The following is a 15394-nucleotide window of genomic DNA, read 5'->3' on the forward strand; positions in this document are numbered from 1 at the left end:
GAATTACTTATTCAGAACTTTCGAGGATGTGTTTCATTGTTTAATTATCAAGGATCTTTGCTGTTCCGACTCGGATCAGCTCATTTATTTTACCACAGAGCTTTTCGTTTGTCAAGAACTTTTTTGATTTATTTTTTGAAGTTTTTTTAACTTCTTCGCTGTTCTTTCGATCAGCAACTCGTTTATTTTATCAAACTCATTCGCTTTTGTCAAGAACTTTTTTAATTTATTTTTTGGATTAGTTTTTTCAAACCTATCACCAACTCTGCTATCTTATCAGATGTGAAACTGTTTGTCAAGAACTTTTTCCACAAAAAATATCATTTTGTTTTTGGCTTTTAAACGGAGAAGGAGGGATTTGAACCCTCGCGCCGGTTACCCGACCTACACCCTTAGCAGGGGCGCCTCTTCAGCCACTTGAGTACTTCTCCAAATGCCTAAATATAAAATGATATGTGCAGTCACTCATTCGTGACGCATGGTTTATTATACAAAAACCTTACGTTCTTGTCAACCCGTTTTTTCGAATTTTTTGTTTTTTTCTTACTATTATAGAAAATATGCCTTACAGAACCCAAATCAGCCCCCAGAATAGCAGAAAAGAGCGCATATCACGCTCTTTTCTGAAACCGCTACGCGGTTACGACGGCTTCAATTCTCTTCTTTACCATCTCGGCAATCTCTGTTGTCTTCATTCCCTGGTATTCCTCGTATGGGATCGGGTCGAGAAAATGGACTTCTACCGTTACGGGACGGACGGTATTGGAGTCAAACGGAACAAAACAGTTTTTTAACGCAACCGGCACGATTGGGCATTTTGCTTTTACTGCGATCTTGAAGCTGCCGCTTTTAAACTCCAGCAGCTGGTTTCCCTTTCTGCTCCTCGTTCCTTCCGGAAACAGAATGACGTTTTTGCCTTCTTTTACGGCATCGGCCGCCTCATTGATAACCTGCATTGACTGCCGCAGATTCTCCCGGTCCATAAACAGCGCGTGGATGCACGCAAAGACCTGTTTTAAAAACGGAATATGCTCTACCTCTTTTTTGGCAACAACTGTAAAGGTACGCGAGCACGCTCCTGCGATCGCCAGCACATCGTACAGTCCCTGGTGATTCGGATACATCACAAAACCGTCCTGCTCCGGAAGATTTTCTGCTCCATAGGATTCCACAATGACGTTTCCGCCTTTGTTCGCCCGCTGTACAATAAAGCGCAGCATTTTAAAGTGCTCTTCCAGACTGTACTTGTCCGGATGCGCTGCATGGTAACAGAGCCGGCACCACATCCACGGAACCAGAAGCAGATTCCGCAGCACCATCAGTAAAATTCGTTTCATATTTTTCTCCCCTTCCCCAAACGAGAAAAACGTGCCTGAGCTTTTTTCTCTCAGACACGTTTTGCGACGCTGTATTATTCCTTCGTTTCCTCAGAAGCACTTTCGGTCTCTTCCACCGAAACCGGAGTCTCCTCGGATGCCTCTTTGTCTCTTACCTTTGCAATGCTGGCAACCTTGATTTCACCGTCCACATCCATCAGCTTGACACCGGACGTGATACGTCCCATAACAGAAATGCCGGAGCATGGTGTACGGATAATGATTCCCTCTGTGGTAATCATCATAATCTCATTATCCTCATTGACTGCCTTGGAACCGATCAGGTTTCCGGTCTTTTCGGTAATCTTATAGCATTTGACACCCTTGCCGCCGCGGAGCTGTACGGTAAACTCTGCCATCGGCGTCCGTTTGCCCATGCCGTTTTCGGATACGACAAGGAGATAGTCTCCCTGCGTGCAGATCTGCATGCCGACTACTTCATCGCCGTCCAGAAGGTTGATGCCGCGTACACCCATGGAAACACGGCCTGTCGTACGCACATCGTTTTCCTTGAAGCGGATACACTGGCCGAATTTCGTTACCAGAATAATCTCTTTCTCGTTATCAGTTGTCTTAACTTCAATCAGTTCATCATCATCGCGGAGCGCAATGGCAGCAAGACCCGTTTTTCTGACGTTCTCGTACTCTTCGAGCGGCGTCTTCTTCACCAGTCCCTTTTTCGTTGCCATAAACAGATAATGGCCCTTCTCATATTTGCGCATTGGAATAACAGCGGTAATCTTCTCTCCCGGCTGCAGCTGGAGAAGGTTGACAATCGCCGTTCCTCTTGCGGTTCTGGACGCCTCCGGAATCTCGTATGCTTTCAGACGGTAGACTCTTCCCGTATTCGTAAAGAACATGAGGTAATGATGGGTCGTCGTCATCAGAAGCTCCTCGATGTAGTCGTCCTCGATGGTCTGCATGCCCTTGATTCCCTTGCCGCCGCGGTTCTGGCTGCGGAAGTTGTCAACGGTCATACGTTTGATATAGCCCAGTTTCGTCATGGTGATGACGGTATTCTCGCGCGGAATCAGATCCTCCATGGAGAGATCGTACTCATCAAAGCCGATGGAAGTTCTTCTGTCATCGCCGTATTTTTCGGATACGGTCAGAATCTCCCTGCGGATAACGCCAAGAAGCACCTTGCGGTCTGCGAGGATGGCTTTTAACTGCTCGATGCGCGCCATCAGCTCTTTGTACTCGTTCTCGAGCTTCTCCCGTTCCAGACCGGTCAGAGCGCGCAGACGCATGTCTACGATTGCCTGGGCCTGGGCATCACTCAGATCGAAGCGTTCCATCAGGTTCTTCTTTGCCTCTGCCGCATTCGCGGATGCACGGATGATATGGATCACTTCGTCAATATGGTCAAGCGCTTTTAAGAGTCCTTCCAGAATATGGCTTCTCTCCTGCGCTTTGTTCAGGTCGTATTTCGTTCTTCTCGTCACAACCTCTTCCTGGTGCTGCAGATAATACGTCAGCATCTCCAGAAGGTTCATGACTTTCGGCTGATTGTTTACCAGTGCAAGCATGATCACACCAAAGGTATCCTGCATCTGGGTATGTTTGTACAGCTGGTTTAAGATGACGTTTGCATTGGCGTCGCGGCGCAGTTCGATACAGATGCGCATACCCTCACGGTTGGAGTGGTCCGCAATGCCGGTGATGCCGTCGATCTTTTTATCTCTTACCAGCGCGGCGATGTTCTCGATCAGGCGCGCCTTGTTTACCATGTACGGGATCTCGGTTACGATGATCTCGCTCTTTCCGTTCGGCAGTGTCTCGATGTTTGATACCGCACGAACACGGATTTTACCGCGGCCGGTACGGTAGGCCTCGTCGATGCCGCGGGTGCCGAGGATTTCTGCTCCGGTCGGGAAGTCAGGGCCTTTTACAATGCTGAGAATCTCCTCGAGATCTGTCGTACGGTCCTCCTCGATGATATTATCAATAATTTTTACAATGGCACTTACCACCTCGCGCAGATTGTGCGGCGGGATGTTCGTTGCCATACCGACTGCGATACCGGAAGTACCGTTTACCAGAAGGTTCGGGTAGCGGGCCGGCATAACAACAGGCTCTTTTTCGGTTTCATCAAAGTTCGGGGCGAAGTCTACGGTGTCTTTGTTGATATCCGCCAGCATCTCCATCGAGATTTTGCTTAAACGTGCCTCGGTGTATCGCATAGCCGCAGCGCCGTCGCCGTCGACGGAACCGAAGTTTCCATGGCCGTCCACCATCGGATAACGGGTTGCCCAGTCCTGTGCCATGTTGACGAGTGCTCCGTAGATAGAGCTGTCGCCGTGCGGGTGATATTTACCCATCGTATCACCGACGATACGCGCGCACTTACGGTGCGGCTTATCCGGCGTATTGTTCAGTTCACTCATGGAGTACAGAATACGTCTCTGTACCGGCTTTAAGCCATCGCGGACGTCTGGAAGTGCACGGGATGCAATTACGCTCATCGCATAGTTGATGTAGGATTCCTCCATCGTGTCTTTCAGATCGACCTCGTGAATTTTATCAAAAACATTATCTTCCATCTTTTCCTCCACTTCAGTTCACAGGACTTTTTAGATATCCAGGTTGTTTGCGTATTTTGCTCTCTCTTCGATAAAGTCACGGCGCGGTTCTACCTTGTCGCCCATGAGCGTATTGAAGGTAAGATCAATTTCAGAAGAATACTCTTCATCGAACACAACGCGGCGCAGAACACGGCGTTCTGGGTCCATGGTGGTCTCCCAGAGCTGCTCCGCATCCATCTCTCCCAGTCCTTTGTAACGCTGGATCTTATTATCTCCGCGTCCGATCTCATTGAGGATCTGATTCATCTGATCGTCATCGTATGCGTACCATACTTTTTTGTTTTTCTCAATCTTGAACAGCGGCGGCTGTGCCAGGTAAACGTGGCCCTGTTTGATCAGCTCCGGCATGAAGCGGTACAGGAACGTCAGCATCAGTGTGTCGATGTGCGCGCCGTCGACATCGGCATCGGTCATGATGATGATCTTGTCGTAGCGCAGTTTGGTGATATCGAAATCGTCGTGGATTCCGGTTCCGAATGCCGTAATCATCGCTTTGATCTCGGCATTGGCATAAATTTTATCGAGACGTGCTTTCTCTACATTCAGGATTTTTCCACGCAGAGGCAGGATCGCCTGCGTTGCACGGCTTCTCGCGGATTTTGCGGAACCGCCCGCGGAATCTCCCTCGACCAGGAAGATCTCACAGTTTTTCGGATCCTTGTCGGTGCAGTCTGCCAGTTTTCCAGGCAGGGACATACCGTCCAGTGCGGATTTTCTTCTCGTCAGGTCACGCGCTTTTCTTGCAGCCTCTCTCGCACGCTGGGAAAGCAGGGACTTTTCAATGATCGTTTTTGCGACAGCCGGGTTCTGTTCCAGGAACAGCTCGAGCTGGGTGCTCACGATATTGTCGACTGCTCCTCTCGCCTCGCTGTTTCCAAGTTTCTGCTTTGTCTGGCCCTCGAACTGCGGCTCCTCGATTTTGATGCTGACAATCGCCGTCATACCCTCGCGGATGTCTTCTCCGGTCAGGTTCGGTTCGCTGTCTTTTAACAGTTTATTTGCTCTTGCATATTCATTAAAGGTTTTCGTCAGCGCATTCCGGAATCCCACGATATGGGTACCGCCCTCCGGCGTCGTAATGTTGTTGACAAAACCGTACGTATTTTCCTGATAGGAATCGTTGTGCTGCATCGCAACCTCAACGAGAACGCCGTCTCTTTCTCCCTCGCAGTAGATGATGTCCGGGTAGAGCGCCGTTTTGCTCTTGTTCAGGTAGCTGACAAACTCTTTGATACCGCCCTCGTAGTGGAATGCTTTTTCCACTACCGGATCCGTGCGCAGATCGCGCAGAACAATGCGCAGTCCCTTGGTCAGGAATGCGGTCTCGCGGAGTCTTGTTTTTAAAACGTCGTAATCATAAACCGTCTCCTCGAACATCGTGTCATCCGGCAGGAAACGGACCTCGGTACCTGTTTTTTCGATCGGACAGGTATCGATGACCTCCAGCTTATTCATGGTTTTTCCGCGCTCATACCGCTGGAAGTAAACCTTTCCATCGTGATAAACGCGCACCTCAAGCCAGTTGGACAGCGCATTTACAACGGATGCACCAACGCCGTGCAGACCGCCGGATACCTTGTACCCTCCGCCGCCGAACTTTCCGCCTGCGTGCAGCACCGTAAAGACAACCTCAACGGCCGGAAGGCCCGACTTATGATTGATGCCGACCGGAATACCACGGCCGTCGTCGATGACAGTGATGGAGTTGTCCGGGTTAATCGTAACGTCAATATTTTTGCAGTATCCTGCCAGTGCCTCGTCTACCGAGTTGTCGACAATCTCATAAACCAGATGGTGAAGTCCCCGTGCGGAGGTACTGCCGATATACATACCTGGGCGCTTCCGTACGGCTTCCAGACCCTCCAGAATCTGAATCTGGTCTGCACCATACTCTGTCTTTTCCATGTTCTCTGTACTCATTTAGATTCCTCCTGTTTCTTTGTGAAACACAGATCCCTCGACCACCTGGAATACGCTGTTTGCCTCAAAATGATTTTCGACAAACTCGTCCAGTCCGGTACAGGTAATCAGTGTCTGTATGCTGTGAATGCTCTGCAGAAGATAATTCTGCCGGCTGCCGTCCAGCTCCGACAAAACATCATCCAGCAGTAAAACCGGTGTATCGTGAATTTCCTCCTCGACCAGACGGATCTCCGCCAGTTTCAGCGAAAGCGCCGCCGTCCTCTGCTGCCCCTGGGAACCGTATTTACGGATATCAATGTCGTTGACCCGCACACAGAAATCGTCCCGGTGCGGCCCGGTGTAGGACTGTCCGAAACGCAGATCACGCTCTCTTCCGGCTTTTAACTCTTCGGAAAACCCTTCCTCGGACACATTCGGTTCATAGGTAATCAGAATCTGTTCCTTTCCCCCGGTCAGATTCTGATGGATCTCGGATAAAATATCATTCAGGCGGCTGATAAACTTTTTCCGCTCGGAAATAATGCTTTTTCCATAGCGGATCATCTGCTCATCCCAGATCTCGAGTGTATCCGCCATTCTGCCGGAAAACGAAATCTCTTTAAGCAGCTTGTTTCTCTGCGCCACCACTTTATTATAATTGGCAAGCTCGATCATGTATAGTCTTGACAATTGACAAATTTCGCTATCCAGGAAACGCCGGCGCTCCGCAGGACCGTTTTTGATGATATTCAGATCCTCCGGAGAGAAAAACACAATATTTACAATGCCAAAAAGTTCCGACGCTTTGCGGATCGGAACTCCATCGATGGCGATTCCCTTGGATTTATTTTTTTTCAGATGCATATCGATTTTATGCGTGCTGCCGTTCCGCTCCACCATCATCCGGATATGGGCTTCCTCCCGGTCAAACTGGATGATTTCGCGGTCCTTGCTGCCACGGTGCGATTTTGTCGTACCCGCGAGATATAAAGCCTCGAGAATATTCGTCTTTCCCTGGGCATTGTCGCCGTAGAGAATATTCGTTCCGGGGCTGATATTTATGCATAAACTCTCATAATTCCGATAGTTCTTCAGTTCTAAAGATTTGATATACATGAGCACTCGTCCGTGAAAAATCAGCTTAAGTTTTTAAGCCTTATTTTTTAATTTGTATCTCATTTCCATTGTAGCAGACAACATCTCCGTCATAGAGCTTGCGGCCGCGGCGGGTGTCTACTTCACCGTTTACGGTCACTTCGCCGTCCTTGATGACGAGCTTTGCTTCCACGCCGTCTTCTACCAGAGCCGCAGCTTTTAATGCCTGGCCCAGTTTGATGTAATCTTCACGCAGCGTAATAATTTCCATTTTTTCCTCCTGCACTGCCGTGCCTTTTCCTCACGTAAGTTCGCAGTTTTCAACCTGTGTGGCTGTAAAACCGCTGAAAGTTCTTTCAGAAAAGGTTCCGGCAGATTTCAAACTTATGTGACTTATCTCACGGAATTGAAGTTTACCGGCAGAATCAGGTAGATATAGCTCTCTTCTTCGTTCCGGATAAAACATGGAGCCTTCGGGTTGACCAGATAAATCGAAATCTCCTCGTCGTCAATAACACGAAGTGCATCGATCAGGAATTTCGGGTTAAAACCGATCATAATATCCTTGCCTTCTTTGTTGATATCGATCTCTTCTTTCATGGAACCCATCGCGGAGTTGATCTGCAGTTCCATCGCTCCATCCTGGATGTCGATGATGATCGGTTTTTTGTCGCCTTCTTTGACAAGAAGCGTCGCACGGTCGATACAGCTTAAGAATTCTTTTTTGTTGATCGTCACTTTTGTCTCGTAATCACTCGAAAGCATCTGGTCGATGCGGAAATATTCACCGTCGATCAGTCTGGAAACGACCGTTGTATCATCGAACTTGAACATAATGTGGTTTTCCGAGAAGTAAATATCAATCTGATCATCCATCTCGCCGGACAGAATTTTGCTGATTTCGTTCAGGGTTTTTCCCGGAACAACGACTTTTCGGTCCGGATACGAATCTTTCAGCTCAATTCTGCGGATCGCAATACGGTGTCCGTCCAGAGATACGACGCGAAGTGTGTTATCTTTGATTTCAAAAAGCTCACCGGTCATCAGTTTGTTGTTCTCATTGGCTGCAATGGAGAAAATGGTCTGACGGATCAGTTCTTTTAAGGTGAACTGGGAAATCGAAACACAGTCAGAAGTTTCCAGAATCGGCAGATAGGAAAAATCTTCTCCTGACTGTCCCGGAATATTGAATTTTGCTTTTTCGCAGGTAATTGTTGTTACCAGGTTTTCATCTGTCTCTATTGTAACCTGATTATCCGGAAGTTTTCTTACAATCTCAGAAAAAATCTTTGCATCCAGAGCAACAACACCGCGTTCCAGAATCATACCTGTGACAAGGGTCTCAATTCCGAGTTCCATATCGTTGGAGGTAAACTTGATCTGGCTGGAAGATGCATCAATCAGGATACACTGCAGAATTGGCATCGTAGTTTTACCGGAAACAGCTTTCATCGCAATGGCAACGCTTTTTACAAGGTCTGCTTTGTCAAACACTAATTTCATAATTGTGGATAACTCTCCTTTCCTCACGGCTGGGTGAGTATGCTTATAAAGAAAAAATATAGTAAAAATCCGTAGTCTTAGTCGTAGGGGCTGTGGATATGTGGATAACCCCTTCGAGAATGCGGAAATACTGGAAAAATGGATCTGTATAACTCTGTGAATAATCGAACGTGAACCTGTGTATGAAATGTTGATAACTTCAGGCTCCAAATTTGTCCACAATTCATCCACAGGCTTTCCACATCGGTTTGTGCATAAATAAGGGCCTGTAAACCGATGCGTTTTTTCTTATATAAATGTAGATCGGTTCGAACTGTTTTGACAGAGTTACAGCTCTGCCGCTTATTTAGACGGGTTAATCTTCTTCTTTAAGATATCTACCGTGTTGCGGACACTGTCTTTGGCACTCATTTCCTTTTCGATCTTTTCAATGCCGTGCATGACAGTGGTATGATCGCGGTCGCCCATCATTTTTCCGATTCCGGTCAGCGGGGCATCGAGCATTTCGCGGCACAGATACATTGCGATCTGGCGCGGGAATACGATTTTGCTGCTCCGCTTGCTGCCGACAATGTCGGACGGCGTAATATCGAAGTGATCTGCAACGGTGTCGATGATAAATTCCGGCGTGATCACCTTCTTCTCGTTCGGGGAGATGATGTCGCGCAGCACCTGCTCTGCAAGATCAATGTTGATTTCACGTTTTTCAAGGTTTGCGTATGCAATGATTTTGTTGAGAGCGCCTTCCAACTCACGGATGTTCGATTTAATATTGGAAGCGATGTATTCGATCACATCGTCGCTGACGGAATAGCCGTCTAATTCCTGTTTCTTTCGGAGAATGGCGATTCGCGTCTCATAATCCGGGCTCTGGATATCGGCAAGGAGTCCCCATTCGAAACGGGAACGGATGCGGTCTTCCAGGATATCCATGTCTTTCGGGGGACGATCCGAAGAAAGGATGATCTGTTTGTTGGCGCCGTGCAGCGTATTGAAGGTATGGAAAAACTCTTCCTGCGTGGATTCCTTTCCTATAATAAACTGCACATCATCGATGAGAAGTACGTCGATATTGCGGTATTTCTCACGGAATTTGGTCATTGCGGTGTTGTTACTGTTTCGGATGGCCTCGATGACTTCATTGGTAAATTCTTCACTCGTTACGTAGAGAATCCGCGAAGACGGGTTCTTTTGAAGAATAAAATGTGCGATCGAGTGCATCAGATGGGTTTTGCCCAGTCCAACACCACCGTATAAAAACAGCGGATTGTAGATTTCTCCCGGGGATTCGGCCACGGCGAGAGAAGCTGCATGGGCAAATTTGTTATTGCTGCCGACCACGAAGGTATCAAAGGTATACTTTGGATTCAGGTTCGGCACATAGAGATTTTTCTGGACGGGAGCAGGCGCTTTTTCCTGTTTCACTTCTTCCGGAAGAATAAAGCGGATCTCATAGTTGACACCTGTGATTTCCGCGATGGCCACTTTAATAGGAAGAGTATATTTTTTGCTCACGTAATCGAGACCCATTTTTTCGGATGGAACCAGGATTGTGATCAGATTGTCCTCAACCGAATGGATCGTAAGTGGTTCAATCCATGTAGTAAAGGAGATCTCAGATAATTCGTGCTCGTCCCGCACTCTCTGCAGTATTTCTTTCCATTTATCTTGTACGATTTCCATGCTTTTTCTGTCGCTCCGCTTCTATAATCATTGCTTTTTGGGGATAACTTCTGTCTGAAAAACGAAATTTTCCCCGAATAGTCGCATTTTTACTTCTATATGATATAATAAAATGCCGTTTTATTCAACCCAAAAATGTGGATAATTATTTTTTTATCCACAGAATGTGTAAAAAATTTTCCTGTTGATAAAATGGAGGATAGTTTGTGGATAACAGGGAATCTTATGTTGATAAAATTGTGGATAGAGGGCTGGAAAAACCGAAATGTGTAAAGTCTGGAAAACTTATATACACATTATACATAGCGTAAATACTGGAAAAATTGGAAATGCCCACAGGTTGTACACAGCAAAACCGAAAGTTATCCACAAGGTTATCCACAGATTGTGGATAATGTTGATTACGGTTACAAGATATCGTGTGGAAAGCACAAAAATCGAACTGGTATTTGTACGCGTGCGGCGGACAGTGTGGATAAGTTGTGGATAAACCGAAAATCAGCACACGGAAGGCACGGGCAGCGGCAGACCGGAAAACCGCGTCAGAGCGGCATTTTTCCCGAAAAAACTGCGAAAATTATTGATTTTAGGGTTGACGAAATGGGGGTTTATGAATATAATTGAAATGATGTTTTCTGTCATACATGTAGTGAAATACTGCCTTGCAGGCAGTTATTGATTAGAATTTAAAGGAGGTGCCTTATCTTATGAAAATGACATTTCAGCCGAAAAAAAGATCCAGAGCTAAAGTTCACGGATTCAGAGCAAGAATGAGCACAAAAGGTGGAAGAAAAGTTTTAGCTGCAAGAAGATTAAAAGGAAGAAAAAAATTATCAGCATAAAACCAAAGGCCGCATAAAATTTATGTGGTCTTTTCTTCTATCTAAAGCTATTCAATGAAAAGAAAATTTAGACAAATCATGAAGGAAAGAATGGATTCATGAAATATTCGGAAAGCCTGAAAAAAAACAGAGATTTTCAGCTGGTTTATAAGCAGGGAACATCGTTTGCAAACCGATTTCTGGTCATGTATGTGAAGAAAAATCAGCTGGGACAGAACCGGATTGGAATTTCAGTAAGTAAAAAGGTTGGAAACAGCGTTGTGCGCCACCATCTGGCGAGACTGATCCGGGAGAGTTATCGTCTGCATGAAGAGGAATTTCAGTGTGGAATGGATGTAGTTGTGATCGTAAGAGTTAATGCAAAAAACTGTACGTATTTCGAGATAGAGGGAGCACTTTTGCATCTGGGAAAACTGCATCATATATTAAAGGAAACAGAAAAATGAAGACGGTATTGATAAAAGGTATCCGGTTTTATCAGAAGTACCTGTCTCCTCTGAAGAGGGTGCACTGCCCTTATACGCCGACCTGCTCGCAGTACGGGCTGGAAGCGATTCAGAAATATGGTGCTTTCAAAGGAAGTCTGCTGGCATTATGGAGAATACTGAGATGTAACCCGTTTTCACACGGAGGTTACGACCCTGTGCCGTAGATAAATAAGGAGGAAAAGACGTTTTGGATATCGTACTGAGTAAGTCAACGTGGCCGATTATCGGGTGGGTATGCCAGATCCTCGGCTGGCTGATCAATGGAATTTATTTTTGCCTGGAAAAAATTGGAATTCCGAACATCGGTATTGCGATTATTCTGTATACGATTATCATTTATCTCGTTCTGACGCCGCTTCAGATCAAGCAGCAGAAGATGTCGAAGATGATGAGCGTAATGCAGCCGGATCTGCAGAGAATTGAAAAGAAATATCAGAACAAAAAAGACCAGGCTTCTCAGATGAAAAAATCTGAAGAAACCATGGCAGTTTATCAGAAATACGGTGTCTCCCCGACAGGAAGCTGCAGTACACTGCTGGTTCAGATGCCGATTCTGCTTGCACTGTACCAGGTTATCTATCATATTCCGGGATATATCGGAAGTGTCCGCAATGTATTCCAGGGACTGACAACACAGATGATGGGTGTATCAGGATATTCTGACATCCTGACACAGTTTATCACAGATAACCGTGTTACCATGTACAGTAAAGTAAGTGAAACATTAACCGAAAATAACCTTCTGGACATGTTTTATGTGCTGAAACCGTCCCAGTGGACGAAGCTGGCCGATATCAGCGAGTTCTCCGGTATTGCGGATACCATTACAAAAACCGCCGCGGAGTCCAAGCATATCAACATGTTCCTTGGATTTAATATCACACAGTCTCCGATGGATGTCATCCGCGAGGGTATGGCAAACGGATCTGCTCTTCTGATTGTAGGAGCAATTCTGGTGCCGGTTCTGGCATGGTTTACCCAGTGGCTGAATTACAAGCTGATGCCGCAGGCACCATCTTCCAACAACGGAAATAAGACAGCAAACTCCATGGAAAATTCTATGAAGACCATGAACACGGTAATGCCTGTTTTCTCCGCATTTATGTGTTTATCGTTCTCCATCGGTATTGGTATTTACTGGATTGCAGGTGCGCTTGTTCGAAGCGTACAGCAGATTGTGATCAACCGTCATATGTCTTCCATTGACATGGATGAGGTGATCCGCAAAAACCAAGAAAAAGCTGCAAAGAAGAGAGAAAAAGCCGGCCTTCCGCCGCAGAAAATCACACAGGCTGCAACGCAGAGTGTGCGTAATATTCAGGTACAGGAGAACGAAGAGCCGTCTGCTGAGGAAAAAGAGGCAGCAAGAAAAGCTTCGACTGAGTATTACAACAGTAATCAGGAATACCGCGCCGGAAGCATCGCTGCGAAAGCAAACATGGTAAAACAGTTTGATGAAAAGAACAGCAAAAAGAAAAAATAGGGGGTAAATCTTTATGGAGTTTATCGAAGTATCCGCAAAAACCGTGGACGACGCCATTACAAAAGCCTGCATCGAGCTTCAGGCTGCCAGCGATAAACTGGAGATCCAGGTCATCAGCGAAGGCAGTTCCGGATTCTTTGGAATCGGAAGTAAACCGGCTGTGATCCGTGCCGCTGTAAAAGCCGCACCGGAAAAAGAACCGGAAGCACCCCAGAAACCAGAGAAAAAAGAGGCAGCTCCTGCACCGGTAAAGGAAGCGCCGAAAAAAGAAGCTGTAAAGAAAGAAACGGAAAGAAAATCTGCTCCGCGTCAGGCAGAAACTGCAAGACGCTTCGAGCCAAGAGAAGAGCGTGAAGTAGTTCAGAGAACAGACGAGGAAATCGCCCAGATCAAGGCAACGGCACTTGAGTTCTTAAGCGGTGTATTCAAAGCCATGGAGCTCCCGGTTGAGATCAAGATGGAGTACAATGCCGAGAACGGTTCTCTTGAAGTTGATTTTGCCGGTGAGGATATGGGCATCCTGATCGGAAAAAGAGGACAGACGCTGGATTCCCTTCAGTATCTGACCAGCCTTGTAGTCAATAAAGAGCAGAAGGATTACGTTCGTGTCAAACTTGATACGGAAAATTACCGCAAGCGCAGAAAAGAAACACTGGAAAACCTGGCAAGAAACATCGCTTACAAAGTGAAAAAGACCAGAAGACCGGTTTCTCTGGAGCCAATGAATCCTTACGAGAGAAGAATCATCCACTCTGCACTGCAGGGAAATAAATTTGTGGAGACCTACAGCGAGGGCAGCGAGCCATATCGCCACGTTGTTGTAGCGCCGAAACGATAAGAAAGCGTAAAAAATATGCAAAAAGACGGTACCTGTGTAAAATACGGGGTACCGTCTTTTCTGGTTTTCTGCTAAAATGGAACTATTCAGAGCCATGCGAAAGGAAAGAAAAAATGTGGATCTGAATACTGGGATCCCCAAAAAGAGAGGTTTTAGAAAGGACTGGAAACAATGGCAGGATTTCATTTGGATGATACAATTGCCGCAGTGTCCACAGCGATGGCGCCGGCGGGAATTGGTATTGTAAGAATCAGCGGAAACGATGCATTCGAAGTGGCGGATCGCGTATTCCGTGCAAAAAAAGAAGGAAAAAAGCTTTCTACGGTCAAATCGCACACCATTCATTATGGCTGGATTACCGAAGGGGAGGAAGTGATTGATGAGGTCCTTGTCATGGTAATGAAAGGACCGAAAACATATACAGGTGAAAATACCGTCGAGATCGACTGTCACGGAGGTGTGCTGGCGGTAAAAAAGGTGCTTGAGGCAGTCTTACATGCGGGCGCGCGGGCGGCAGATCCGGGCGAGTTTACGAAACGGGCGTTTCTGAACGGAAGAATGGATCTGACGCAGGCCGAAGCGGTCATGGATGTCATTTCGGCGAAAAGTGCCTATGCCTTAAAAAGCTCCGAGAGCCAGCTTCGCGGAACGGTGAAAAAGGCGATCCGGGCAATCCGCAAGAAGCTGATTTACGAGATAGCATTTATCGAGTCGGCGCTCGATGACCCGGAGCACATCAGCCTGGACGGGTATCCAAAGCAGCTGGCCCAGGTTGTTGCGGAGCAGAAAAAGGAGGTGGAAAAGCTGCTTGCATCTGCGGATGAAGGCAAGATGATCCAGGAGGGCATCAAGACGGTGATCCTTGGAAAACCGAATGCCGGAAAATCATCGCTTTTAAATCTGCTGGCAGGCGAGGAAAAAGCGATTGTGACGGATATCGCCGGAACGACACGCGACGTGCTCGAGGAAAATCTGGTCTTAAAGGGCATTTCCCTTCGGATTCTGGATACGGCGGGTATTCGAAAAACGGCGGATACGGTCGAGAAAATCGGTGTGGACCGTGCTTTGGAGCATGCAAAGGACGCGGATCTGATTCTCTACGTGGTGGATGCATCCGTGCCGCTTGATGAGAATGATGCAAAAATCATGGAAATCCTGAAAGGGCGCAAGGCGATTGTGCTGTTGAATAAGTCGGATTTGACTGCTGTGATCGAAAAAGAGGAGATGGAGCAGAAAACAGGCGCTCCGGTCATCAGCATTTCCGCGCGGGAAGAGACGGGTATGGAAGAGCTGGAGGAACAGATGAAAAAGATGTTTTTCCAGGGCGAAATTTCGTTCAACGATGAGGTTTACATCACGAATGCGCGCCACAAGCAGGCGCTTCTTGCAGCAAAAAAGAGTCTGGAACTGACGGCAGAAAGCATCGAAATGGGTATGCCGGAGGATTTCTTTTCCATTGATCTTATGAATGCGTATGAGGAGCTGGGTTCGATCATCGGTGAGGCGGTGGGAGAGGACCTTGTGAATGAGATTTTCAGCAAGTTCTGTACAGGTAAATAAAGGCAGCAAATGCAGATTACGAAGATCTGCCGGAATAGA

Annotated in this window: 13 protein-coding genes and 1 tRNA gene; 6 read left to right on the forward strand and 8 right to left on the reverse strand. The window is 46.9% G+C overall.

Features of this window, described 5'->3' with window-relative positions; translation table 11 throughout:
• Nucleotides 1-343: 343 nt before the first annotated feature.
• From DW743_RS14685 to dnaA, 8 genes are all read right to left on the reverse strand, one after another.
• Nucleotides 344-431 (reverse strand) — tRNA-Ser (locus tag DW743_RS14685).
• 201 nt (nucleotides 432-632) lie between these two features.
• Complete coding sequence (locus tag DW743_RS14690) at nucleotides 633-1337, reverse strand: lysophospholipid acyltransferase family protein (RefSeq protein WP_117762034.1); 705 nt, start codon at nucleotides 1335-1337, stop codon at nucleotides 633-635.
• Nucleotides 1338-1411: 74 nt separating this feature from the next.
• Nucleotides 1412-3919, reverse strand: coding sequence for a DNA gyrase subunit A (gene gyrA, locus DW743_RS14695; RefSeq protein ID WP_117762033.1), 2508 nt, complete (start codon nucleotides 3917-3919; stop codon nucleotides 1412-1414).
• 30 nt (nucleotides 3920-3949) lie between these two features.
• Nucleotides 3950-5881 carry a DNA topoisomerase (ATP-hydrolyzing) subunit B gene (gyrB, locus tag DW743_RS14700; protein ID WP_055221593.1) on the reverse strand — a complete coding sequence of 644 codons (1932 nt, stop codon included), beginning with the start codon at nucleotides 5879-5881 and terminating at the stop codon, nucleotides 3950-3952.
• Nucleotides 5882-6979: a DNA replication/repair protein RecF gene (recF, locus tag DW743_RS14705; protein WP_117762032.1), complete on the reverse strand. Its 1098-nt coding sequence runs from the start codon at nucleotides 6977-6979 to the stop codon at nucleotides 5882-5884.
• A gap of 40 nt (nucleotides 6980-7019) precedes the next feature.
• Nucleotides 7020-7229: an RNA-binding S4 domain-containing protein gene (locus DW743_RS14710; RefSeq protein ID WP_022462275.1), complete on the reverse strand. Its 210-nt coding sequence runs from the start codon at nucleotides 7227-7229 to the stop codon at nucleotides 7020-7022.
• A gap of 122 nt (nucleotides 7230-7351) precedes the next feature.
• Nucleotides 7352-8461, reverse strand: a complete 1110-nt coding sequence (dnaN, locus tag DW743_RS14715) for a DNA polymerase III subunit beta (RefSeq protein ID WP_117762031.1) — start codon at nucleotides 8459-8461, stop codon at nucleotides 7352-7354.
• 342 nt (nucleotides 8462-8803) lie between these two features.
• Entirely contained in the window at nucleotides 8804-10144 is a 1341-nt protein-coding gene (gene dnaA / locus DW743_RS14720) for a chromosomal replication initiator protein DnaA (RefSeq protein ID WP_022462273.1), read from the reverse strand.
• A gap of 707 nt (nucleotides 10145-10851) precedes the next feature.
• On the opposite strand from dnaA, the gene rpmH reads away from it, so the two are divergent.
• The 6 genes from rpmH (at nucleotide 10852) to mnmE (ending at nucleotide 15355) form a co-directional block, all read left to right on the forward strand.
• The gene (rpmH, locus tag DW743_RS14725; RefSeq protein ID WP_005952426.1) at nucleotides 10852-10986 is read left to right on the forward strand and encodes a 50S ribosomal protein L34; all 135 of its coding nucleotides are present in this window, start codon (nucleotides 10852-10854) and stop codon (nucleotides 10984-10986) included.
• Nucleotides 10987-11084: 98 nt separating this feature from the next.
• Nucleotides 11085-11432 (forward strand): ribonuclease P protein component, encoded by a 348-nt coding sequence (gene rnpA / locus DW743_RS14730; RefSeq protein ID WP_117762030.1) that lies wholly within the window; start codon nucleotides 11085-11087, stop codon nucleotides 11430-11432.
• Nucleotides 11429-11638: a membrane protein insertion efficiency factor YidD gene (yidD, locus tag DW743_RS14735; RefSeq protein WP_022462271.1), complete on the forward strand. Its 210-nt coding sequence runs from the start codon at nucleotides 11429-11431 to the stop codon at nucleotides 11636-11638. Before rnpA ends, yidD begins: the two co-directional genes overlap by 4 nt.
• A 23-nt stretch (nucleotides 11639-11661) precedes the next feature.
• Nucleotides 11662-12957, forward strand: a complete 1296-nt coding sequence (yidC, locus tag DW743_RS14740) for a YidC/Oxa1 family membrane protein insertase (RefSeq protein ID WP_117510648.1) — start codon at nucleotides 11662-11664, stop codon at nucleotides 12955-12957.
• Nucleotides 12958-12970: 13 nt separating this feature from the next.
• Nucleotides 12971-13795: an RNA-binding cell elongation regulator Jag/EloR gene (jag, locus tag DW743_RS14745; protein ID WP_117762029.1), complete on the forward strand. Its 825-nt coding sequence runs from the start codon at nucleotides 12971-12973 to the stop codon at nucleotides 13793-13795.
• Nucleotides 13796-13966: 171 nt separating this feature from the next.
• Complete coding sequence (mnmE, locus tag DW743_RS14750) at nucleotides 13967-15355, forward strand: tRNA uridine-5-carboxymethylaminomethyl(34) synthesis GTPase MnmE (RefSeq protein ID WP_117762028.1); 1389 nt, start codon at nucleotides 13967-13969, stop codon at nucleotides 15353-15355.
• Nucleotides 15356-15394 lie beyond the last annotated feature (39 nt).

Source organism: Blautia sp. AM28-27 (genome assembly GCF_003480905.1).
Lineage (GTDB): Bacteria > Bacillota > Clostridia > Lachnospirales > Lachnospiraceae > Fusicatenibacter > Fusicatenibacter saccharivorans.

Coding starts and splice junctions, on each gene's coding strand:
- rnpA (WP_117762030.1), top strand. CDS start 11,085: ATGAAATATTCGGAAAGCCTGAAAAAAAACAGAGATTTTCAGCTGGTT.
- dnaN (WP_117762031.1), bottom strand. CDS start 8,461: ATGAAATTAGTGTTTGACAAAGCAGACCTTGTAAAAAGCGTTGCCATT.
- gyrA (WP_117762033.1), bottom strand. CDS start 3,919: ATGGAAGATAATGTTTTTGATAAAATTCACGAGGTCGATCTGAAAGAC.
- yidD (WP_022462271.1), top strand. CDS start 11,429: ATGAAGACGGTATTGATAAAAGGTATCCGGTTTTATCAGAAGTACCTG.
- recF (WP_117762032.1), bottom strand. CDS start 6,979: ATGTATATCAAATCTTTAGAACTGAAGAACTATCGGAATTATGAGAGT.
- dnaA (WP_022462273.1), bottom strand. CDS start 10,144: ATGGAAATCGTACAAGATAAATGGAAAGAAATACTGCAGAGAGTGCGG.
- rpmH (WP_005952426.1), top strand. CDS start 10,852: ATGAAAATGACATTTCAGCCGAAAAAAAGATCCAGAGCTAAAGTTCAC.
- gyrB (WP_055221593.1), bottom strand. CDS start 5,881: ATGAGTACAGAGAACATGGAAAAGACAGAGTATGGTGCAGACCAGATT.
- jag (WP_117762029.1), top strand. CDS start 12,971: ATGGAGTTTATCGAAGTATCCGCAAAAACCGTGGACGACGCCATTACA.
- mnmE (WP_117762028.1), top strand. CDS start 13,967: ATGGCAGGATTTCATTTGGATGATACAATTGCCGCAGTGTCCACAGCG.
- DW743_RS14710 (WP_022462275.1), bottom strand. CDS start 7,229: ATGGAAATTATTACGCTGCGTGAAGATTACATCAAACTGGGCCAGGCA.
- DW743_RS14690 (WP_117762034.1), bottom strand. CDS start 1,337: ATGAAACGAATTTTACTGATGGTGCTGCGGAATCTGCTTCTGGTTCCG.